The organism is Kitasatospora sp. NPDC057692 (assembly GCF_042799475.1).
Classification (GTDB): Bacteria; Actinomycetota; Actinomycetes; order Streptomycetales; family Streptomycetaceae; genus Kitasatospora.
The window spans coordinates 1-19,417 of the sequence record NZ_JBHVIV010000089.1 but is presented as its reverse complement, the minus strand read 5'-3'; the positions used below and the strand labels follow the sequence as shown (position 1 = coordinate 19,417).

The following is a 19,417-nucleotide window of genomic DNA, read 5'->3' as shown; positions in this document are numbered from 1 at the left end:
GCGACACGGCGCGAGGGCCGCCACAAGTTCCACGACCTCACCACCCGACCGCTTGAGCAGATCGTCTCGCGCTGGCTCAAGCCGCAGGAAGCAGGAACCGGAGACCGGAGCATGAAGATCTACGTCGCCCACGTGTTCGTCGACGACCAGGCCAAGGCCGAGCGCTTCTACACCGGGGTGCTGGGCTTCGTGAAGAAGAACGACATCCCGCTCGGCGGCGGCGCCCGGTGGCTGACCGTGGTCTCGCCCGAGAACCCCGAGGGCGCCGAGCTGCTGCTGGAGCCCTCCGGCCACCCCGCCGTCCCCCCGTACAAGGAGGCGCTGGTCAAGGACGGCATTCCGGCCACCTCCTTCGAGGTCGAGGACGTCCACGAGGAGGCGGCCCGGCTCCGTGCGCAGGGCGTCGTCTTCACCCAGGAGCCGGCCGCCATGGGCCCGGTCACCACGGCCGTGTTCGACGACACCTGCGGCAACCTCATCCAGATCGTCCACCACAACCGCCGGTAGCGCTCCGCCCGGCCGCCCGGCCCGGCGGTGTCAGTGCCGTCTGCTTCGATGTCCGGAACAGACGGCGACACCGTTCGAAGGAGAGCTTGTGGGCACGTGGGGCAGCGGGAACTTCGAGAGCGACACGGCCCTCGACCACCTGTCGATGGTCGTCGACCGGCTCGTCACCGAGGTCGCCGAGGCGATGGCGGGCGATCCCGTCGAGCTCGAACCCGACGAGTACTGGGGCGTCGCCGTGCCGTGCAACCTGGAGCTGCTGCACACCCTCGTCCGGGCCGGCCACGGCGCCCACGATCTGCCGGACGCCGGCGTGATCACGCAGTGGAAGACGGCGTTCATGGCGGTCTGGGAGCGGAGCATCGACGGCATGGAGCCCGCCCCGGGCTTCAAGGAGGCACGCCGGTCGGTCCTGAACCGCACGTTCGACCAGCTGGCCGAGGCCACCGCGCGGGAGGCGGAGACCGATCCGGCCGATCCGAGCGGGCCCGGAGAGTCCGGGCGGTAGCAGCCCGGGCTCCCGGAATAGGGAGCGGCGGCTCCCTCGTTCCCAACAGTCGATCAGGAACACGGTGGACCGCGCGCTGTCGGTCCCGTGCCGCAGACTGAGGCCGAACACTCGGCAGACCGAAGGATGATCCCCATGACCGACCGGCCCCTGACCCTGATGGCCGTGCACGCCCACCCCGACGACGAGGCCACCGGTACGGGGGGTGTGCTCGCCCGCTACGCCGCCGAGGGCATCCGGACGGTGCTCGTCACCTGTACCGACGGCGCCTGCGGGGACGGCCCCGGAGGAGTCAAGCCCGGCGAGGCCGGACACGACCCGGCGGCCGTCGCCGCGATGCGCCGTCAGGAGCTTGAGGCCAGCTGCGAGGTCCTCAAGGTCGGCCACCTCGAAATGCTCGGCTACGGGGACTCCGGGATGATGGGCTGGGCCGCCAACGACGCGCCAGGCTCGTTCTGGACGACGCCGGTGGACGAGGCCGCCGCCCGTCTCGCCGACCTGATGCGGCAGTACCGGCCCGACGTCGTCGTGACCTACGACGAGAACGGCTTCTACGGCCACCCCGACCACATCCAGGCCAACCGCATCACGTCCAGGGCGCTGGAGCTGGCCGGCACGGCGCCGAAGGTGTACTGGACGACGGCCCCCCACTCGATGATGGCGCGGTTCGGGGAGGTCATGCGCGAGCTCGGCGCGGACTGGGAGGAGCCGGGCTCCGAGGAGCCGGAGATGCCCGAGATCGGCCTCCCCGACGAGGAGATCAGCACCTGGGTGGACACCACCGGGTTCGGCGGCCAGAAGTTCGACGCGCTGGCCGCGCACGCCAGCCAGGGCGAGAACATCTTCTTCCTGAAGATGGGCAAGGAGAAGTTCACCCAGCTGATGGGTGTGGAGACGTTCGTCCGGGTCCACGACACCACCGGCGCGGAGCTTCCCGAGAACGACCTCTTCGCCGGCCTGCGCTGAACGGCCCCCGGCCACGGCCCGCCCCGCCCCGGGGGAAGCAGCGGCTGACGCACGCTCTCCAGGACGGCCTGCTCCTTCCACGGCCGCGTCGGTCCCGCGCCCGGCCCACCGCCGGTGCGGTACGGGAGCGGAGACCCGGAACCGCCGGGCCGCACTGGTATACAGCGGGGTATGCCCCGTTCCCGTGCCACCCCCCGCACCCGCCGCCTGCCCGCCGGGAGGGGTCGGTGGTGGCGGCTGCGGGGCGCGGGGCGGGCGCTGTCACCGAGGGGAGCGCTGGCCCTGGGCCGGGTGGGCGGGGCGCTGTGGTTCGCGGTCCGGGCGGCGCTGGCGATGGCGCTGCCGGCGCTGCCGCTGATCGCGGCCGGACAGCCGGAGCTCGCGGTGTACGCGATGCTCGGCGCGTTCACCACGACGTTCGGACGCAACCTGCCCTACCGGCGGCGGGCGCGGGTGCTGGCCGTGGTGGCGCTGGCGATGACCGCCGCGGTGGCCTGCGGTTCGGCGCTCGCGGTGGCCGCGAGGCCGGCGGAGGGCGGGACCGGGGCACTCGTGGTGATCGCCGTCACCGCGCTGGTGGCCGGCACGGCGAAGTTCTGCTGCGACCGGGCCGGGTTGGGCGGGCTGGGCGCGGTGCTGCTGCTCTTCGCTTTCGCGGTGGCGGCGAACGGCGCCGCCACCGCGGCGGACGTCGGACCGCGGACCGCGGCCGCGGCGGTGGGCGCGCTGTCCGCCTGGGCGTGGTCGCTGTCCGGTCGGCTCTGGCACCCGGACCGGCCGCAGCGGCTGGTGACGGCGGCCGCACTGCGGGCGGTGGCCGATCTGGTGGAGGGCCCTGAGCCCGGCGGCACGGCCCACGGCCGGGTCCGGCACCGGGCGAGCGCCGCGGTGCTGCTGGCCTACTCCTCGCTCGGCGCCGAACCCCCGGCCGGACCGGTCGGCGAGGTCCGCGGCGGGGTGTGCCTGCGGCTGACCGACGTGTGCTGGTCGGTCCTGGTCCGCTCGGCGCTCCGGCCACCCGGCGACGCCTCCCGTCTGGCCGGGCGACTGCGCGGCCAGGCGGGGCTGCTGGCCGCCGGCCGCTACCGCTCGCCCGTGCTGCTGCGCCCGCTCGCCGACGACGCGGGCTCGGGTCGTCCGCCCGCTGCGGGCCCGGCGGTGCGCGGCCGGGAGTCCGCCGTCGACGCCGCCGGTCGGCGGGTCGCCGAGCTGCGGGTGGGCGGCGGGTCGGCCTGGCAGCGGTCGGCCGTGCACCTGGTCCCCGCCGGGCGGATGGCACTCGGCACGGGGGCGGCCGGTCTCCTGGCGTCGGCGCTCGGACTCGGCCACGGCTACTGGGCGGCGATCTCGGCGGCGGCGGTGCTGCACTCGGTCAGCGTCCGCACCACCGTGCACCGCGCGGTGCAGCGGACCCTGGGCACCACGGCCGGCCTGCTGATCGCCCTCGCCGTGCTGACCGCCGGGCCCGAGCCGACCGGACTCGTACTGGTGATCATCGTGCTGGAGTTCGCGCTGGAGTACCTGGTGGTGCGCAACTACGGCCTGGGCGTGGTGTTCCTGACGCCGCTGGCCCTGCTGATGAGCGATCTGGTCGCGCCGACCGCGACGACGGGCCTGTTGCGCGACCGGGCCCTGGGCAGCCTGCTGGGCATCGGCGTCGGCCTGCTGTGCGCGCTGCTGGTGGTGCACGACCGGGCCGCGGTGCGGGTCGAACGGGCCCTGGCCGCCTGCACCGCCGCCGCCGAGGAGGCCGAGCGGGAACCGGAGTCGGCCGCCGTCGCGGTGGCCCCGGCACGGCTGGCGGCGGCGGTCGTGGAGCTGCACGAGGCCGCCGACGCCGCGGCGGGCGAGCTGTGGGAGGCGGACCTGGACCCGGCCGTGCTGGCCGCCGCGGAGCAGCGCGCCTACCTGCTGCTGGAGCGCCTGCTCCGCGGCTGACGGCGGCTGACCGCAGCTCAGCCGACCCGGGCCGGGGTCACCGTGACCTTGAGGTGCTTCATGATCGGCTGGTCGCTCTGGGTGGAGTGGTCGCCGATGGCGCAGAGCACGTTCATCTCCGGCATGTAGCCGGCCGCGCAGCCCCGGGGCAGGTCGTAGGGGACGGCGAGGTAGCCGTGCAGGGAGCGGGTGGAGCCGTCGCGGGCGGTGGCGGTGATGTCGACCGGGTCGAACTCGGCCAGGCGGCGTTCGCGCATGTCGTCGGGGTTGAGGAAGACCAGGGTCCGCAGGTTCCTGACGCCCCGGTAGCGGTCGTTGTCGGAGTAGATGGTGGTGTTCCACTGGTCGTGCGAGCGCATCGTGCCGAGCACCAGGGTGCCGGGGGCGGGGATCACGTCGGGCAGCGGCGCGGCGGAGAACCCGGCCTTGCCGGACGGGGTGAGGAAGACCAGCTCGCGGGCGGGCTGCTTGATCCGGAAGCCCAGCGGCAGGCGGACCCGCCGGTTGAAGTCCTCGAAGCCGTCGAGCACCTTCGCCATGGTGTCGCGGATGCGGTCGTAGTCCTCGACGTACCACTCCCACGGGGTGCTGCCGGCGGGCAGCGCGGCGCGGGCCAGGCCGGCGATGACGGCCGGCTCGGAGAGCAGGTGCGGGGAGGCGGGCCGCTTCTTCATCCCGACGGACAGGTGGACCATGCTCATCGAGTCCTCGACCGAGGTGGCCTGCAGGCCGCCGCGCTGGTGGTCCTGCTCGGTGCGGCCCAGACACGGCAGGATCAGCGCGCGGCGCCCGTGCACCAGGTGGCTGCGGTTCAGCTTGGTGGAGACGTGCACCGTCAGCTCGCAGCGGCGCAGCGCCTCGTACGTGTAGGCGGTGTCGGGAGCGGCGAGCGCGAAGTTGCCGCCCATGCCGACGAACACCTTCACCTCGCCGCGGGCCATCGCCTCGATGGTCGCCACCGTGTCCTTGCCGTGTTCGCGCGGCGCGTCGATCCCGCAGACCTCCGAGAGGCGGTCCAGGAACTCCGGCGTCGGGCGGTGGTCGATGCCGCAGGTGCGGTTACCCTGCACGTTGGAGTGCCCGCGTACCGGGGACGGGCCGGCGCCCTCGCGGCCCAGGTTGCCGCGCAGCAGCAGCACGTTGACGATCTCGCGGATCGTGTCGACCCCGTGCTCGTGCTGGGTGACCCCCAGGCACCAGGAGAAGATCGACCGGTCGGCCTCCCGGTAGACCCGGGCGGCGCGCAGGATCTGCTCGCGGCTCAGGCCGCTCTGCCGCTCCAGTTCGTCCCACGGCGTCCTCGCGCACAGCTCGCGGTAGGCCTCGAAGCCCGCGGTGTGCCGCTCGATGAACTCCTCGTCCAGGGCCTTGGGGTCGTGTGCGGACTGCTCCAGGACGGCCTTGGCGATGCCGCGCAGCAGCGCCATGTCGCCGCCGATCCGGACCTGGAGGTTGAGCGTGCTGGTCCTGGTGGACCTGTTCAGCGCCATGTCGGTGAACTCGTGCGGCACGATGGTGCGGGTCGCGGCCGCCTCGACCAGCGGGTTGACGTGCACGATCCGCGCGCCGCGCCGGTGGGCGTCGGCCAGCGCGGTGAGCATCCGGGGCGCGTTGGAGGCCGCGTTGACGCCCATGATGAACAGGGCGTCGGCCGCCTCCCAGTCCTTCAGGTCGGCCGTGCCCTTTCCGGTGCCCAGCGCGGCCTGCAGGGCCCGCCCGGACGCCTCGTGGCACATGTTGGAGCAGTCGGGCAGGTTGTTGGTGCCCAGCTCGCGGGCCATCAACTGGTACATGAACGTGGCCTCGTTGCCGAGCCGGCCCGAGGTGTAGAACGCGGCCTGGTTCGGATCGTCCAAGGCGCGCACGGTCTCGCCGAACAGGTCGAACGCCTGCTGCCAGGCGATCGGCAGGTACCGGTCGGTGGACGGGTCGTACACCATCGGCTCGGTGAGCCGGCCCTGGTCCTCCAGCGCGAAGTCGCTCCACTCGGAGAGCTCGGTGACGGTGTGCGCGGCGAAGAACTCCCGGCCCACCCGCTTGCGGGTCATCTCCCAGGTGACGTGCTTGATGCCGTTCTCGCAGATGTCCAGGTGCAGGCCCTTGTAGTCGTCCGGCCAGGCGCACCCGGGGCAGTCGAACCCGCCGTTCTCGTGGTTCATCCGCAGGATCGCCCGCGGCCCGTCCACCAGCGCCCGCTCCTTGACCAGGAACTCCGTCACGCTCCTGGCCGCGCCCCAGCCGGCGGCCGGATGGTGGTACGGCGCGAACCGCGGCGGCCGCGACGGCCGGGCGCCGACGCTCGGCTCCCGCTCCGCCGCCGGGCCGCCCCCGTCGGGCCCGCTCCCGTCGGGCCCGCTCCCCGGATTGTCAGCAGTGTTCACGGCACTCACCTTCCGTCCTCGAGCGACGGCGCCACGAGACGCGGCCCGTTCACCGGACCCGCCGGCTTGCGCTCCCCCTCCAGGAAGCCAGGTGCGGGGGCATCGCGCCTCCCGCGTCACTCGGACGGACCACACGTCCCGGGAAGTCCCACCCGACACCCCGCCGCGAGGCGGGTCGGCGGCGGGTGAACGGGGCTCCGGACCGCGTTCGGTACCGCGGTCGTGGAACACGATCGGCGCCGTGCCGGTGAGCGGCCCAACCACCCTTCGCCCGTGCCCCCGCGCTCAGCCCTCCAGGTGCTTGGCGTCGATCTCGGCGATCAGGTTCTCGATCAAGCTCTTGATCTCGTCCCGGATCGGGCGGACGGCCTCGACGCCCTGGCCGGCCGGATCCTCCAGCTGCCAGTCGAGGTACGTCCTGCCGGGGAAGTACGGGCACGCGTCGCCGCAGCCCATGGTGATGACGTAGTCGGACGCCTGGACGGCCTCGGTGGTGAGGACCTTCGGCTCCTGGTCCGAGATGTCGATGCCGACCTCGGCCATGGCGGCGACGGCGGACGGGTTGACCCGGTCGCCCGGCAGGGAGCCGGCGGACCGGACCTCGACGCGGTCGCCCGCGAGGTGGGCGAGGAAGCCGGCGGCCATCTGGGAGCGCCCGGCGTTGTGGACGCAGACGAACAGCACGGAGGCTGCGGGGGAGGTGGTCATCTCACTCTTCCTCGGGGGCGGGGTGTCCACGACACCCCGGGCGGGAACGGCCGGGCCGCCTGCGGCCACGGCCTTGCGGCACTCGGCGGCCGGGCTTCGAGCAGCCGCCGACACCAGTAAACGTATCACCATACGATGATGTCAGTGAGCGGTGATGCGAGAAGCTCGGTCGGCCGCCGCCCGCGGCTCCCCACGGCGGGCTCCCCGGTGGCCATGACCTGCATCAGTGGCGTCGCCTTAGGATTCGGGACATGAACAGGACCGCGCTGCCGCAGGGAGAATCCATACCGCCGACGAAGCCGCGGACCCGCTGGCAGGAGGCGGGGCAGAGCGGGAACTTCGGCCGGCGGTTCGCCGACCTCATCTCCGCCGGCGAGGACGTCGACGGTGAGGCCCGGCTCGCCGACACGCTCCTGCCGCGCGGCGCCCGGGTGCTCGACGCCGGCGCCGGCATGGGCCGGGTCGCCGCGGCACTCCGGCGGCGCGGGCACGACGTGGTCGCGATCGAGCCCGACGAGGCCCTGGTCCGGCAGGCCCGGCGGACCTACCCGGGGCTGCCGATCGAGGAACGCGACATCCTCGACCTCGGCCCCGACGACGGCCCGTTCGACCTGGTCGTCTGCGTGGGCAACGTGATCGTCTTCCTGGCCGAGGGAACCGAGCGCAGGGCACTGGGCGCGATGCGCGACGTGCTCGGCGAGAACGGCCGGATCCTGGTCGGCTTCCACCTGCAGGACCCGCCGCCGCACGCCCGGACCTACACCGCGGCGGAGTTCGAGGCGGATCTGACCGCCGCCGGACTTCGCGTCGACCTGCGCGCGGGCACCTATCAGCTGCACCCCGCGAACGATTCCTACGGCGTGTGGATCCTGAGCCGCGCCCAGGCCCCCCGGGCAGGCTTGGAACCGCCCCCGGCATCGGCTAACGTATCACCACATGGTGATGTCAGCGGAGAGTGATGCAATCAGCCCGGCGGACGCGCTGAAAGCCGTGGCGGACCCGCTGAGGATGCGGATCCTCACGCTGCTCGCCCGCGAGGCGCTCTGCACCACGCACCTGGTCGACGAGACCGGTGCCCGGCAGACCAACCTGTCCAACCACCTCAAGATCCTGCGTGAGGCCGGACTGGTCGACACCGAGCCCTGCGGCCGCTTCACCTACTACAAGCTCCGCCCCGACGCCCTGGACAGCCTCGTCGGCTTCCTCGGCGACCTCGCCTCCACCGCCCGCGCCACCGCGTGCGCCGACACGAAGAGGTCCTGCCCGTGACCGCCGCCGACACCGACGCCCGCCCGGACTCCCCCGAGGCCGGACCGGTCGGCAGGCTCTCCTTCCTGGACCGCTTCCTCGCGGTGTGGATCCTGCTCGCGATGGGCCTGGGCATCGGCCTGGGCCGGCTGATCCCGGGCCTGAACGACGTCCTCGCGAAGGTGGAGGTCGGGGGCGTCTCGCTGCCGATCGCCGTCGGCCTGCTGATCATGATGTACCCGGTGCTCGCGAAGGTCCGCTACGACCGCCTGCACACCGTCACCGGCGACCGGAGGCTGATGGCGTCCTCACTGGTGATCAACTGGCTGGTCGGTCCGGCGGTGATGTTCGCCCTGGCCTGGATCTTCCTGCCCGACCTGCCCGAGTACCGCACCGGCCTGATCATCGTCGGCCTGGCCCGCTGCATCGCCATGGTCATCATCTGGAACGACCTCGCCTGCGGCGACCGCGAGGCCGCCGCCGTCCTGGTCGCCCTCAACTCCGTCTTCCAGGTCGTCGCGTTCGGCCTGCTCGGCTGGTTCTACCTCGACATCCTCCCGGGCTGGCTCGGCCTGGCCCAGGACGACCTGCACTTCTCCGTCGGCAAGATCGTCGTCAACGTGCTGATCTTCCTCGGCATCCCGCTGCTGGCCGGCTTCCTCACCCGCCGCCTCGGCGAGCAGAAGCTCGGCCGCGAGACCTACGAGCGGACGTTCCTGCCGAGGATCGGCCCCTGGGCGCTGTACGGCCTGCTGTTCACGATCGTGATCCTCTTCGCCCTCCAGGGGAAGACCATCACCGACCAGCCCGCCGACGTCGCCCGGATCGCCCTGCCGCTGCTGGTCTACTTCGCCGTGATGTGGTTCGGCACCTTCGCCCTCGGCAAGGCCATCGGCCTCGCCTACGACCGCACCGCCACCCTCGCCTTCACCGCCGCCGGCAACAACTTCGAACTCGCCATCGCCGTCGCCATCGCCACCTTCGGCGTCACCTCCGGCCAGGCCCTGTCCGGAGTCGTCGGCCCCCTCATCGAGGTCCCCGTCCTCATCGGCCTCGTCTACGTCTCCCTCGCCTGGCGCCGCACGTTCACCGCCACGGCCACCCCGGCGGTCGAGCCCTCCCGCTGAACCGCCTCACCCTCATCGGCTTCACAGCAGCGGGCACGTGCCGAGAGGCCGTCGACCGTTCCCCGCAGGTCATCGGTGCGATGGTGGCGGTGCCATCAGACATGGGACGAGTGCTCCACGGGATCGGGGCCCGCCGGGTCAGCGGGCGACGCCGCCCAGCAGGCCGGCCATGGCGGCGAGCACGGAGGGCTCGACGCGGTAGTAGACCCAGGTCCCGCGCCGCTCCGAGGTGAGCAGGCCGGCCTCCCGCAGCTTCTTGAGGTGGTGGGAGACGGTGGGCTGGGAGACGCCGACGTCCTGGATGTCGCACACGCACGCCTCCGCGCCCTCGTGGGAGGCGACCCGGGAGAACAGCCGCAGCCGCACCGGATCGCCCAGCGCCTTGAACATCGCCGCCATCCTCACGGCATCCTCCTCCGACAGCGGGGCGGCGGTGAGCGGCGGGCAGCACGGCACGACGGCCTCGGACTCCAGCACGGGCAGCATCCCGGTGTTCGACATACATCTATGTTGACATACATCGAATCATTGAAGGCTCCGCCCGCACCCCGCCCAGCCACTCCTCCAAAGATTCGATGAATGTCTATGTTGATATACATCAAAGCAGCTGCCATGCTGGAGCCGCGCACCCTTATCGACAAACATCGAATCAAAGGAGATCCCCGTGAACGCCTCCGCTGCCGGGCAACCCCTCCCCGTCGTCGTGATCGGCGCCGGGCCGATCGGTCTGGCCGCCGCCGCCCACCTGCTGGAGCGCGGCATCGAGCCGCTGGTCCTGGAGGCGGGCCCGTCGGCCGGCACGGCGGTACGCGGTTGGGCGCACGTGCGGCTGTTCTCGCCGTGGGCCGAGGTCGTCGACCCGGCCGCCGAGAAGCTGCTCGCCCCGACCGGCTGGGCCCGCCCCGACGGCGCCGCCTACCCGTCCGGCGGCGACTGGGCGAAGCGGTACCTCCAGCCGCTCGCCGACGTGCTCGGCGAGCGCGTCCGCTACGACTCCCGGGTGACCGGGGTGGCGCGCGCCGGGCGGGACCGCATCGTCGACTCCGGCCGCGACGAGCAGCCCTTCACCGTCCACGTCGAGTTCGCGGACGGCCGGGAGGAGCGCGTCCTCGCCCGCGCCGTCGTCGACGCCTCGGGCACCTGGCCCACCCCGAACCCGCTGGGCGCGAACGGCCTTCCTGCCCTGGGTGAGCGCGCGGCCGCCGACCGGATCTCCTACCGCGTCCCCGACCTGCGCGACCCCGCCGTCCGGGAGCGCTACGCGGGCAGGCGCACCGCCGTGGTCGGCACCGGCGCCTCCGCGTTCACCGCCCTCGCCCAGCTGGCCGACCTGGCCGAGGCGGAGTCCGGCACGCACGCCGTGTGGGTGCTGCGGCGCGGCATCACCGGCTCCACCTACGGCGGCGGCGAGGCCGACCAGCTGCCCGCCCGCGGCGCGCTCGGGCTGCGGGCCAAGAAGGCCGTCGACGTCGGGCACGCCTCCGCCCTCACCGGCTTCCGCACCGCCGCCGTCGAGACCGACGGGGAGCGGCTGGTGCTGGTCGCCGAGGACGGCCGCCGCAGCGAGCCCGTCGACCGGGTCGTCGTCCTCACCGGCCTGCGCCCCGACCTCTCCTTCCTCTCCGAGGTCCGCCTCGGCCTCGACGACCGCCTCCAGGCCCCCACCGCCCTCGCCCCGCTGATCGACCCCAACCAGCACTCCTGCGGCACCGTCTACCCGCACGGCGCGAGCGAGCTGTCGCACCCCGAAAAGGACGTCTACCTGGTCGGCATGAAGAGCTACGGCCGCGCCCCGACCTTCCTCGCCATGACCGGCTACGAGCAGGTCCGCTCCGTCGCCGCCGCCCTCGCCGGCGACCACGAGGCCGCCGCCCGGGTCGAACTCACCCTCCCCGAGACCGGGGTGTGCGGCGGCGCCGGCCTCTTCGACGCGCCCGAGGCAGCGCAGGACAGTGGCTGCTGCTCGGCCACGCCGACCGAACCGCAGCTGATCACCCTGGGCACCACCGCGCCCGGATCCTCCCGCTCCACCACCGCCGGCGGGTGCTGACCGTCAGGCAGAAGGGCCGCCGCCCAGAGCTCCGTGTGCGGGCCACCACCGCCGTACGGCAGCGGGTCAGCGGGCGATTCCGGCGCGGAAGCCGCGCCCGGGGAGCTCCACGACCTGGGTGCCTGCTGCGTGGAGGAACTGCACGACGGCGCCGGCGGTGGTGCGGTCCAGGGAGAAGACCCAGGGACCGGGCACCAGAACGGTGCCGACCTGCCCCTTGGAGGCCCGGGCGAGCAGCAGGCGCAGCTGGGGCCGCAGCTCGTTGGAGGAGGTCCCGTTGTCCAGGTAGAGCTCGGGGGTTCCGAGGCCGAGGCGGTGGGCGAAGTCCTCCAGCGCCCACCGGTGCGCGGCCATGTCCCAGTGGTCGTAGGGGTAGCAGCGCAGGTAGACCGCGGCGCTCCGGGTCCGGACGGGGTGGTCGTGGCTGATGGTCATCGTCGCTCCTCGCCGGGCGCGGCAGGGGTGGCACAGGCGCCGGGCCGTGCCGTCGGCGGCTGCGCGCCGTGGTCGTGCAGGCGTCCGGGAGGAGCGGGATCGACCACGGCCGGAGTTCACACGGTGGCATCGGGTGAGGGCTGCGACGGGGTGTCCGCGCCCTCGGGAAGTGCCCTCCATCATGGGCCGATCCCTCGGATATGTCTATACCAATCAGCCCTACCCGGCGCCCGGCGCAGGCCCGCACCCATCCGGACACCCGCCGCCACGGGCGGCCGAGCCGCGAGGGTGCCGGGGGTGGCGCCGCTGTGGTCGAGGGGAACTGCTGCTGACCGCGCGTCCCGCGAGGACGCCGTCACGGCTTCGCCGGCGCACCCGGTGCGCCCAGTACGCCCAGCGCGTCAACGGCGGGGCTTCGGGACGGGCGACGTGATCTGGCTGCTGGCGGTCTACGGCGCCGGGCTGGTCGCCGGCAACGGGCTGGCCGGGCGGGCCGCCGACCGCGCCCTCGTCCCGACGGCGGCCGCCCTGTTCGCGGCGCTCGCCCTCGCCCTCGCCCTCTTCACCGTCACCGTCCACCACAGGGGCGCGGCCGTGGCCACCCTCTTCCTGCTCGGCTTCTGCGGCTTCGGCCTGCTCGCCCCGACCCAGGCCTACGTCCTGCGCATCGCGGGCCGCGGATCCGCCCTGGTCGGCACCGCGAACACCGCCGCCTTCGGCGTCGGCATCACCCTCGGCTCCCTGCTCGGCGCCGCCGTCCTGGAGCACGGCGGCCCGCACCCCGAATCCTCCCTCCCCCTCACCAACCTGGCGGGCGCCGCCATGACGGCCCTCGGACTGCTGGTCTTCGCCCTCTCGGCCGCAATCGGCTCCGGGCGGCGGACCCTGCGGAAGCCGACGGCCGGCCGCGACGACCAGGGCGAGTACGCCCCCGCCGTCACGGAGCCGGAACGCGGGTTCAGGGGTGGACGAGCCTGAACCTGACGAACTCTTCGTTGACGGTGAAGATCTCCTCCTCGGCGGCCAGCCACCGCTTGGCGTCCGGCAGCTTGGAGGTCTTGACCGTCTTCTTCGTCTCCGCCACCTTGAGGTGGAACTGCTCGCCTCCCAGGTCCTGGATCACCCAGCGGGTGCGGCAGCTGCTCTTCTCCAGCCTGATGTCGGCTCCGTACAGACACCAGGTCCGGTATTCGCCCCAGTTGGCCGACGTCGACGCGATGCTGTAAGTGAGGTCGTCGGCGTGCAGGGTGAAGACCAGGGCGGTGCCGTTTCCGGGCTGGTTCGTCAGGAGCGCGTAGTCCCACCCCGCGTAGACCTCGAACGTCGCTCCCCGGCCGGAGTTGGCCTGGACGAGGTAGACGGGGTCGTAGACGGTCTCCCGCGTCGCGGCCACGGGGTGGGCGAAGTCCGCCGGGAGCCGATGACCGGCGCGATTCGTGGCGGCCTGCGCGGTCGACGCCGGGACGGCGACCGGGAGCAGCGCGAGGCAGCCGGCCGCGGCGGCCGCCATCCGTCGCACCGATCGGTTGAGCAGCAGTGACTTCCGCACGGGCATACCCCTCAGTGTTCGGCCTGGCCGACGTTCGGTTCGTCCACCATCGTCGTCCTCCGGGTGGCCGCGCTTCCACGGGCGACTCCGGATCACCGGGTCAATCAACCCGGAAGAGGCGTTCCGGAGCGCCGGTCGCCGAAATCGTGGGCGGTGATCGAGCAGGGTTCCGAGCGGGCGTCCGGTGGGCCCTCACCGGAGCTCGTGTGCAGGCCGGGGACGGGGCCCTCGCCGACCAGGACCGGCTGCTGTCAGGCGGACGCCACGGACTGGGGGAAGGCGAAGACGCCGTCGGGGTCGTAGCGGCGGGCCACGGCCTTGAGGCGGGGCAGGTTCCGGCCGTAGTAGGCGCGGCCCCAGCGGGGCAGGGTGGCGTCGATGTAGTTGACGTAGGCGCCGAGCGCGCCGAGGTCGGCCAGGCCGTCCCGGATCGCGTCCACGGTGGCGCGGGCCTGGTCCTCGGTCGCCGGCGTGGCACTGGCGTAGACCTGGGCGCTGGCGAGCGACTCGCGGTGCGGGAAGGCGGTGGCGCTGGGGGCGAGCTCGCCGATCGCGCCGCCCAGCGAGTCGAGCAGCAGGTCGACCCCGGTGCGGCCGGCCATCAGCTCCGTCACCCTCGCCGGGTCCAGTGGCACCGGGCCCAGCATCCGGGAGACCGCGACGAAGCCGGCCCGGGGGAGCCTTCCGCCCTCCGAGACGGGGTGGCACTGGGCGATGGTGTCGTTCGAGCAGCCCGCCATGAACTTCATGGCGCCGAGGTAGTCCCTCGGGGAGACGGTGCGCGAGGTCGGGGCGGTGCCGGCGGCCTCGACCAGCTGGTCGAGCAGCGGGCCGGCGCCGCCCGGACCGCCCACGTAGCAGCCGACCACCCGGCAGCTGGGCGGGGTGCCGCCCGATATCTGGCAGCTGGCCCACAGCTCGTTCGGCGCCCCGTCCACCCACTCCTGCCAGGCCCCGAGCACCTCGGTCACCGAACCGGCCGGGAAGCGGAGCACGAAGACCGTCAGATCGGGCGCGGGGGCGGTGTCGAAGCCGAACCGCGTGACCACGCCGAAGTTGCCGCCGCCTCCGCCGCGCAGCGCCCAGTACAGGTCGGGCTCCTCGTCGGGCGAGGCGGTGAGCAGGGACGAGTCGGCGGTCACCACCTCGGCGGCGCCCAGCCGGTCGCAGGTGAGCCCGTACTTGCGGGCCAGCACGCCGATGCCGCCGCCGAGGGTCAGCCCGGCGACGCCGACGGTGGGGCAGCTGCCGGCCGGGAGCAGCCGGCCGGCCCGGGCGAGCGCCGCGTACACCTCGATCAGCCGGGCGCCGGCGCCGACCTCGGCGGTGCCGTCGGGGTGCACCACGACGTCGGCCATCCCGCGCAGGTCGATCACCAGGCCCCGGTCGGGGACGCTGTAGCCCAGGTAGCCGTGGCCGCCGCTGCGGGCCGCGATCGGGAGCCCGTGCCCGCGCGCCACGTCCAGGCAGGCCCGCACGTCGTCGGCGGACACGCAATGGGCCACGGCGGCCGGGAACTGGCCGTCGTTCAGCTCGTTGTACCCGAGGCGGGCGGTCCCGTAGCCGGGGTCGGCCGGGAGCACCAGCCGACTGCCCAGGCGGTCCCGCAGCGCCTGCCAGTCGGGCGGCGCCGCCGCCCAGCCGCGGGGGCGGGCAGGGAAGGCGGTGAGCGCGCGGGCGGGGGCGCCGGCAACGGCCGTGGCCGTTGCCGTGGCGGCGGCGCCGAGGGTGGTGAGGAAGCGTCGGCGGTCGAGGGTCATGGGTGCTGCGCCCTTCTCCGGGCGGCCGTATGCCGTGTGCGGACGACGCGCGCGGCATCGGCGGCCGGCGTGAGGTGGTGCTGTCCCGCCGATCGTCACGCGGCCGCGGCCCACGGGCCTGCGGGGCTGCGCCTTCCGGCCCAGCGGCGGGCCGGGGGCGGACGGGGCGGGGACGCTCAGGAGTCGAGCTCGCGGGTGATCTTCGAGCGTGCGGGAGCCCAGACGTTGTCCGGCAGGAAGCCCTCCTCGCCCACCCGGTCCAGCTGCATCGCGACGTAGTGCGCCGAAGCGTCGCAGTCCTCGTCCGCCTGGTCGAAGAACGTGATGCTGCCGGGGTCCAGGTGGAAGTTCCAGTCCGGATTGTGGTCCGACTTCTCCGCGACGACCCGCCCCTGGACATGGATCTTCGACGTCTCGGTGCCCGCCAGGATGGCCCGGGCCTGCCCGATCCTCTCGTCGTCATCGAGTCGGAACACGAACTCGTCATCGTTCGGGGCTGCTTCGAGACCGAAGCGGGCGGTCGCCATCGTGCGCTCCTCCGGGAGTCAGAGATCAGCGGGATCCGGCGACGGCGACACCGGGGACACCGACCACCACCTCGCCGGTCCGCGGGCTCCGTCGCACGGGCACGGCGCCCACGACCCGGTTCGCCGGGGCATCGGAACGCCGTCGGACCCGGACCCTACGGCGCGGGCTCCGTCCTCGGCCCCGCGACACGGCCTGACACCCCCGGACAGGCATACCCGGTTCGCCCTATTGGTCCGTTTAGGGTGCGATCATGTGTACTCGCATCCTGTGGCGGCCGGACGGCCGGGTCCTGACCGGACGGAACATGGACTGGAAGCAGAGCTTCCACACCAACCTCTGGGCGCTGCCCCGGGGCGTGAGACGGACCGGAGCAGGGGTGGGCGACCCCCATCCGCTGCACTGGACCTCCCGCCACGGCAGCGTGGTGGCCACGGCCTACGACACCGCCACCACCGACGGCGTCAACGAGAAGGGGCTGGCGGGGCACGTCCTGTGGCTCGCCGAGTCCGACTTCGGGGAGCGCGACACCACGCTGCCAGGGCTCAGCGCCTCGCTCTGGCTGCAGTACCATCTGGACTCCTTCGCCACGGTCGCGGAGGCGCTGGCCGCCCCGCCGCACCAAGTCCTCGGGCAGGGCGACCCGTACTCGCACACCTTCTCCACCATCCACCTGGCCCTGGAGGACGCGACCGGCGACTCCGCCGTCATCGAGTACCTCGACGGCAAGGCCCGGGTGCACCACGGCCCCGAGTACACCGTGGTCACCAACTCCCCGACCTACGACCGGCAGCTGGCGCACCTGCGGCAGTTCCAGGGCCTCGGCGGCGACCGTCCGCTGCCCGGGACCACCGCGCCCGAGGACCGCTTCGCGAGGGCCGCCTACTACACCCGGAGGCTCCCCGAGCCCGTGGACGACGCCCAGGCGTACGCCTTCCTGCTCAGCGTCATGCGCAACACCGCCCAGCCCGCGGGCACCCCGGACCCCGAACGCCCCAACATCTCCATGACGCTCTGGCGCACCCTGACCGATCTGCGCGCCGGCGTCTACGCCTTCGAGTCCAGCTTCACCCCGAACATCGTCTGGACCACCCTGGCCGACCTCGACTTCACCACCACCTCGAAACTCGACCTGACCCGCCCGGCGCGCGACCTCGTCGGCGATGTCACCGAGCTCTTCGAAGGGACGGTGCCGTTCACGTTCGCGACCACGTGACGCCGTTCGGAAGGGCCTCCACTCCCGAAGGCTCGCGCACGGGGCCGACCGGCCCGGCGGCGAACCCCGACGTCAGCGCGGCGAGTCGGCCTCCTGGGGCGCCGAGGGCCCGGACGGGACCGCGGGCCGGTTCACCCGGTCCGGCCTGTGGGCCGAGGGCGCCGAACGATCAGCGGGCGGGTGTGCTGTCAGCCGGTGGCGGGCCGAGGGTCGGCATGCCGAGGTCGGCCGGCGCCGGGCTGGTCCGGCAGGATGCGGTGCGGCGCCGTTTGCGCAGCACCAGGACGCCGATCCCGGCGGCCACGGCGATCACCGCCAGGACGGGCATCCACAGCGCGCCGATCGCGGAGGTGACGCCGATACCGCCGAGGACGGCCAGGACCGGACCCGCGCAGCACACCGCGCAGGCCGCTGTCACGGCCACGCCGGCACCGAGCGCGGCCCGGAGGCGGGAGGGCCGGGGAGTGGAGGAGGTCATGAGGTCGCTCCGAAGAGGTCGGCCAGCACCCCGGCGGCGGACTCGGGCGCCCGCACGTCCAGTTGGAGGGCGGTCGGGGTCAGGTGCAGGGTGAAGTCGAGGAACGCGCAGCATCCCTGTTCCGCCGCGGCGAGGGCCGCGACCTCGCCGGCGAGGTCGGCGTCGGCGGGGAAGGAGAGGCGCAGGCCGTCGGCTATCTCCTCGTGCCGCTCGGCGCGGCCGGCCAGCCGTTGCCAGTGCTCGGTGCGCTCGCCCAGTTCGGCGCCGCTCAGCGTGCAGGCCACCGGGGCGTCGCGCCATGGCTCGGTTTCCCGGTCCGGGAGGGTCGGCGACAGCGTCACCGGTACGGGTCCGGCCGCCGGTGTGCCGGTGGTGGTGCAGCCGCAGTCCGGACCGCAGGCCCCGGCGGGCGTCGGGCCCGTCAGCTCGGCGTGGACACCGGCCAAGTGGGCGGAGAACGCGCGCAGTTCGGCGATCCGGTGATCGGTCGCCGTGATCCGCCGGGCGACCAGCGGCAGCATCCTCGCCCGGACCGAGGCGCACACCCCCTCCTCCCGGAGGTCCAGCAGCTCGCGGATCTCCTCCAGGGTCAGCCCCAGCAGCTTGGCCGAGGAGATGAAGGCCAGGCGCTCCACCGCGTCGTCGCCGTACACCCGGTACCCGGACGGCGTGCGGTCGGCGGGCAGCAGCCCGGCGTCCTCGTAGAAGCGCAGTGTCGTGGCCGGCACGCCGGAGCGCTCGGCCAGCTGCGAGATGCGGTAGGTCGTCACACCGCCGACGGTAGACCTTCGACCCGACTCGAAGGTCAAGCGCCGGTCCGCGCCGAAGGCGCGGCCCCACCCCGGTCTCGTGGCGTCGTCAGTCGTGCCGGGCGAGCTTGACGGCGGACACCAGCAGGATCACCGCCAGTGCCGGAATCAGCACCAGGTCCGGGAACACCCCGAGCAACAGGCCGCCCAGCACCGCGCCGGTGATCGAGCCCGCGATCATGACCAGGGTGAAGCGGCGGTTGGTGCCCAGCACCGCGAAGCTTCCGTCACGGCTGTACCGGGCGAAGGCCACGAGCATGGTCGGCAGCGACACCAGCAGGGAGAGGCTGCCCGCCGTCCTGATGCCGACCGCGAACAGCAGCACGATCGTCGGGATCAGCAACTCGCCCCCGGCGACGCCCATGACGGCCGCGACCACGCCGATGCCGAAGCCCGCCAGTACCCCGATCGGCACCTGGGCCCACAGCGGGAGCGCCAGCGTTCCCAAGGTGGCGGTGTGCGTGGCGAGCAGGGCGGCAGCCATGAGCACCATCAGGGCCGCCAGCACCTTGTAGAGGGTGGAGCTGCGCATCCGTACGGCCCAGGTCGCTCCGGCCCAGGCACCGAGCAGGCTTCCGGCGAGCAGGTTGACCGCGGCGGGCCAGTGGGCGGCCACGTCGGAGGCGGAGACCGCCGCGAGGCGGGCGGGCAGGGCGACGAGGACGACGACCAGGCTCATCGCCTTGTTCAGGATGACCGCGGAGAGCGCGGCGAACCCGAACAGGCCGATCAGCAGCGGCAGACGGAACTCCGCGCCGCCGAGTCCGATCATCCCGCCCAGGATCCCGATCACCGCGCCCGCCCCGAACACCAGGGCCGGCGGGTGGTTCGAACGAGCAGGAGCCAGGGCCTTGTCCATGGTCATGGCGGGCATCCTCGCGGGTCCCGGCCCCTGCGCGCCACGGCCGAATCCGGTCGTCCGCCAGGTCGGCGGGCGTCGCCCGGCGCCGTCGCCTCCTCCACCGCCCTGGTGGGGTTCGGCCTCGACCCGATCATCGAGGTCTCCTCCGCCACCGCGGTCGCCTTGCGGTTCTCCGCCCGAGACCACGCCCTGCGCGAGGCCCGCGAAAAGGCCGCCGGCCGCCCTGCGGATCATCGCCGTCTCGTTCTTCGCCCGCGCCGCCTAGGTGTACTGACCACGGAGGTTGGTGACAGGGCTCACGGCGTGGTGATCTTGAAATGAGTGAGGGCCTTCTGGCTCGGTGTGGATTGCGA

Annotated in this window: 20 protein-coding genes and 1 pseudogene; 11 read left to right on the top strand and 10 right to left on the bottom strand. The window is 73.3% G+C overall.

The annotated features are described in order from the left end of the window. The first annotated feature begins 111 nt into the window (after positions 1-111). The 4 genes from ACFVFS_RS34010 (at position 112) to ACFVFS_RS33995 (ending at position 3,916) form a co-directional block, all read left to right on the top strand. Entirely contained in the window at positions 112-507 is a 396-nt protein-coding gene (locus ACFVFS_RS34010) for a VOC family protein (protein WP_380628737.1), read from the top strand. A gap of 88 nt (positions 508-595) precedes the next feature. Further along, entirely contained in the window at positions 596-1,012 is a 417-nt protein-coding gene (locus ACFVFS_RS34005; RefSeq protein WP_380628736.1) for a DUF4259 domain-containing protein, read from the top strand. 135 nt (positions 1,013-1,147) lie between these two features. Then, positions 1,148-1,978 (top strand): PIG-L family deacetylase, encoded by an 831-nt coding sequence (locus ACFVFS_RS34000; RefSeq protein ID WP_380628735.1) that lies wholly within the window; start codon positions 1,148-1,150, stop codon positions 1,976-1,978. A 171-nt stretch (positions 1,979-2,149) separates the two neighbouring features. Continuing rightward, a complete protein-coding gene (locus ACFVFS_RS33995; RefSeq protein WP_380628734.1) occupies positions 2,150-3,916 on the top strand; it encodes an FUSC family protein in 1,767 nt (588 codons plus the stop codon). A 17-nt stretch (positions 3,917-3,933) separates the two neighbouring features. On the opposite strand, the gene ACFVFS_RS33990 is transcribed toward ACFVFS_RS33995, so the two are convergent. Both ACFVFS_RS33990 and ACFVFS_RS33985 read right to left on the bottom strand, forming a co-directional pair. After that, the gene (locus tag ACFVFS_RS33990; RefSeq protein ID WP_380628733.1) at positions 3,934-6,297 is read right to left on the bottom strand and encodes an FdhF/YdeP family oxidoreductase; all 2,364 of its coding nucleotides are present in this window, start codon (positions 6,295-6,297) and stop codon (positions 3,934-3,936) included. A gap of 285 nt (positions 6,298-6,582) precedes the next feature. Next, the gene (locus ACFVFS_RS33985; protein WP_380628732.1) at positions 6,583-7,005 is read right to left on the bottom strand and encodes an arsenate reductase ArsC; all 423 of its coding nucleotides are present in this window, start codon (positions 7,003-7,005) and stop codon (positions 6,583-6,585) included. A gap of 251 nt (positions 7,006-7,256) precedes the next feature. Between ACFVFS_RS33985 and ACFVFS_RS33980 the strand changes: the two genes are divergently transcribed. From ACFVFS_RS33980 to arsB, 3 genes are read left to right on the top strand one after another with little or no spacing between them, the layout of a single operon-like run. Next, a complete protein-coding gene (locus ACFVFS_RS33980) occupies positions 7,257-7,964 on the top strand; it encodes a class I SAM-dependent methyltransferase (RefSeq protein WP_380628731.1) in 708 nt (235 codons plus the stop codon). Then, positions 7,942-8,274, top strand: a complete 333-nt coding sequence (locus ACFVFS_RS33975) for an ArsR/SmtB family transcription factor (protein WP_380628730.1) — start codon at positions 7,942-7,944, stop codon at positions 8,272-8,274. Before ACFVFS_RS33980 ends, ACFVFS_RS33975 begins: the two co-directional genes overlap by 23 nt. Beyond that, positions 8,271-9,380: an ACR3 family arsenite efflux transporter gene (arsB, locus tag ACFVFS_RS33970; protein WP_380628729.1), complete on the top strand. Its 1,110-nt coding sequence runs from the start codon at positions 8,271-8,273 to the stop codon at positions 9,378-9,380. The genes ACFVFS_RS33975 and arsB overlap by 4 nt, the downstream gene beginning before the upstream one ends. 138 nt (positions 9,381-9,518) lie before the next feature. Here the strand turns inward: arsB and ACFVFS_RS33965 are convergent, their stop codons facing one another. Continuing rightward, positions 9,519-9,881, bottom strand: coding sequence for an ArsR/SmtB family transcription factor (locus tag ACFVFS_RS33965; RefSeq protein ID WP_380628728.1), 363 nt, complete (start codon positions 9,879-9,881; stop codon positions 9,519-9,521). Between the two features lie 163 nt (positions 9,882-10,044). On the opposite strand from ACFVFS_RS33965, the gene ACFVFS_RS33960 reads away from it, so the two are divergent. After that, entirely contained in the window at positions 10,045-11,430 is a 1,386-nt protein-coding gene (locus tag ACFVFS_RS33960) for an FAD-dependent oxidoreductase (RefSeq protein ID WP_380628727.1), read from the top strand. A gap of 66 nt (positions 11,431-11,496) precedes the next feature. On the opposite strand, the gene ACFVFS_RS33955 is transcribed toward ACFVFS_RS33960, so the two are convergent. Then, positions 11,497-11,865, bottom strand: a complete 369-nt coding sequence (locus tag ACFVFS_RS33955) for a hypothetical protein (protein ID WP_380628726.1) — start codon at positions 11,863-11,865, stop codon at positions 11,497-11,499. 429 nt (positions 11,866-12,294) lie between these two features. Here ACFVFS_RS33955 and ACFVFS_RS33950 point away from each other — a divergent pair, with 429 nt between their 5' ends. Next, on the top strand, positions 12,295-12,843 hold the full coding sequence (locus ACFVFS_RS33950) for an MFS transporter (RefSeq protein WP_380628725.1): 549 nt from the start codon (positions 12,295-12,297) through the stop codon (positions 12,841-12,843). Here the strand turns inward: ACFVFS_RS33950 and ACFVFS_RS33945 are convergent. From ACFVFS_RS33945 to ACFVFS_RS33935, 3 genes are all read right to left on the bottom strand, one after another. Then, positions 12,824-13,420 (bottom strand): hypothetical protein, encoded by a 597-nt coding sequence (locus tag ACFVFS_RS33945; RefSeq protein ID WP_380628724.1) that lies wholly within the window; start codon positions 13,418-13,420, stop codon positions 12,824-12,826. The genes ACFVFS_RS33950 and ACFVFS_RS33945 overlap by 20 nt on opposite strands. A 245-nt stretch (positions 13,421-13,665) precedes the next feature. Beyond that, positions 13,666-15,174 (bottom strand): FAD-binding oxidoreductase, encoded by a 1,509-nt coding sequence (locus ACFVFS_RS33940; protein WP_380628723.1) that lies wholly within the window; start codon positions 15,172-15,174, stop codon positions 13,666-13,668. A gap of 176 nt (positions 15,175-15,350) precedes the next feature. After that, positions 15,351-15,701, bottom strand: coding sequence for a calmodulin (locus tag ACFVFS_RS33935; protein WP_380628722.1), 351 nt, complete (start codon positions 15,699-15,701; stop codon positions 15,351-15,353). A 251-nt stretch (positions 15,702-15,952) separates the two neighbouring features. On the opposite strand from ACFVFS_RS33935, the gene ACFVFS_RS33930 reads away from it, so the two are divergent. Beyond that, a complete protein-coding gene (locus ACFVFS_RS33930; protein WP_380628721.1) occupies positions 15,953-16,915 on the top strand; it encodes a linear amide C-N hydrolase in 963 nt (320 codons plus the stop codon). Positions 16,916-17,084: 169 nt separating this feature from the next. On the opposite strand, the gene ACFVFS_RS33925 is transcribed toward ACFVFS_RS33930, so the two are convergent. The 3 genes from ACFVFS_RS33925 to ACFVFS_RS33915 form a co-directional block, all read right to left on the bottom strand. Next, complete coding sequence (locus ACFVFS_RS33925) at positions 17,085-17,393, bottom strand: hypothetical protein (protein WP_380628720.1); 309 nt, start codon at positions 17,391-17,393, stop codon at positions 17,085-17,087. Then, positions 17,390-18,163: a heavy metal-responsive transcriptional regulator gene (locus ACFVFS_RS33920; RefSeq protein WP_380628719.1), complete on the bottom strand. Its 774-nt coding sequence runs from the start codon at positions 18,161-18,163 to the stop codon at positions 17,390-17,392. The genes ACFVFS_RS33925 and ACFVFS_RS33920 overlap by 4 nt, the downstream gene beginning before the upstream one ends. Before the next feature lie 88 nt (positions 18,164-18,251). Next, on the bottom strand, positions 18,252-19,067 hold the full coding sequence (locus tag ACFVFS_RS33915) for a TSUP family transporter (protein ID WP_380628718.1): 816 nt from the start codon (positions 19,065-19,067) through the stop codon (positions 18,252-18,254). A gap of 78 nt (positions 19,068-19,145) precedes the next feature. Between ACFVFS_RS33915 and ACFVFS_RS33910 the strand changes: the two are divergent. Continuing rightward, positions 19,146-19,326 (top strand): annotated as a pseudogene (locus ACFVFS_RS33910) (cation transporter); the annotation flags it as partial. Positions 19,327-19,417: the final 91 nt, after the last annotated feature.

What these genes read in the sequence shown, in the direction of transcription:
- ACFVFS_RS34010 (WP_380628737.1), top strand. Translation starts at nt 112, where the DNA reads ATGAAGATCTACGTCGCCCACGTGTTCGTCGACGACCAGGCCAAGGCC.
- ACFVFS_RS33975 (WP_380628730.1), top strand. Translation starts at nt 7,942, where the DNA reads ATGGTGATGTCAGCGGAGAGTGATGCAATCAGCCCGGCGGACGCGCTG.
- ACFVFS_RS33985 (WP_380628732.1), bottom strand. Translation starts at nt 7,005, where the DNA reads ATGACCACCTCCCCCGCAGCCTCCGTGCTGTTCGTCTGCGTCCACAAC.
- ACFVFS_RS33940 (WP_380628723.1), bottom strand. Translation starts at nt 15,174, where the DNA reads ATGACCCTCGACCGCCGACGCTTCCTCACCACCCTCGGCGCCGCCGCC.
- ACFVFS_RS33925 (WP_380628720.1), bottom strand. Translation starts at nt 17,393, where the DNA reads ATGACCTCCTCCACTCCCCGGCCCTCCCGCCTCCGGGCCGCGCTCGGT.
- ACFVFS_RS33930 (WP_380628721.1), top strand. Translation starts at nt 15,953, where the DNA reads ATGTGTACTCGCATCCTGTGGCGGCCGGACGGCCGGGTCCTGACCGGA.
- ACFVFS_RS33915 (WP_380628718.1), bottom strand. Translation starts at nt 19,067, where the DNA reads ATGACCATGGACAAGGCCCTGGCTCCTGCTCGTTCGAACCACCCGCCG.
- ACFVFS_RS33955 (WP_380628726.1), bottom strand. Translation starts at nt 11,865, where the DNA reads ATGACCATCAGCCACGACCACCCCGTCCGGACCCGGAGCGCCGCGGTC.
- ACFVFS_RS33995 (WP_380628734.1), top strand. Translation starts at nt 2,150, where the DNA reads ATGCCCCGTTCCCGTGCCACCCCCCGCACCCGCCGCCTGCCCGCCGGG.
- ACFVFS_RS33980 (WP_380628731.1), top strand. Translation starts at nt 7,257, where the DNA reads ATGAACAGGACCGCGCTGCCGCAGGGAGAATCCATACCGCCGACGAAG.
- ACFVFS_RS34000 (WP_380628735.1), top strand. Translation starts at nt 1,148, where the DNA reads ATGACCGACCGGCCCCTGACCCTGATGGCCGTGCACGCCCACCCCGAC.
- ACFVFS_RS33965 (WP_380628728.1), bottom strand. Translation starts at nt 9,881, where the DNA reads ATGTCGAACACCGGGATGCTGCCCGTGCTGGAGTCCGAGGCCGTCGTG.
- ACFVFS_RS33945 (WP_380628724.1), bottom strand. Translation starts at nt 13,420, where the DNA reads ATGCCCGTGCGGAAGTCACTGCTGCTCAACCGATCGGTGCGACGGATG.
- ACFVFS_RS33935 (WP_380628722.1), bottom strand. Translation starts at nt 15,701, where the DNA reads ATGGCGACCGCCCGCTTCGGTCTCGAAGCAGCCCCGAACGATGACGAG.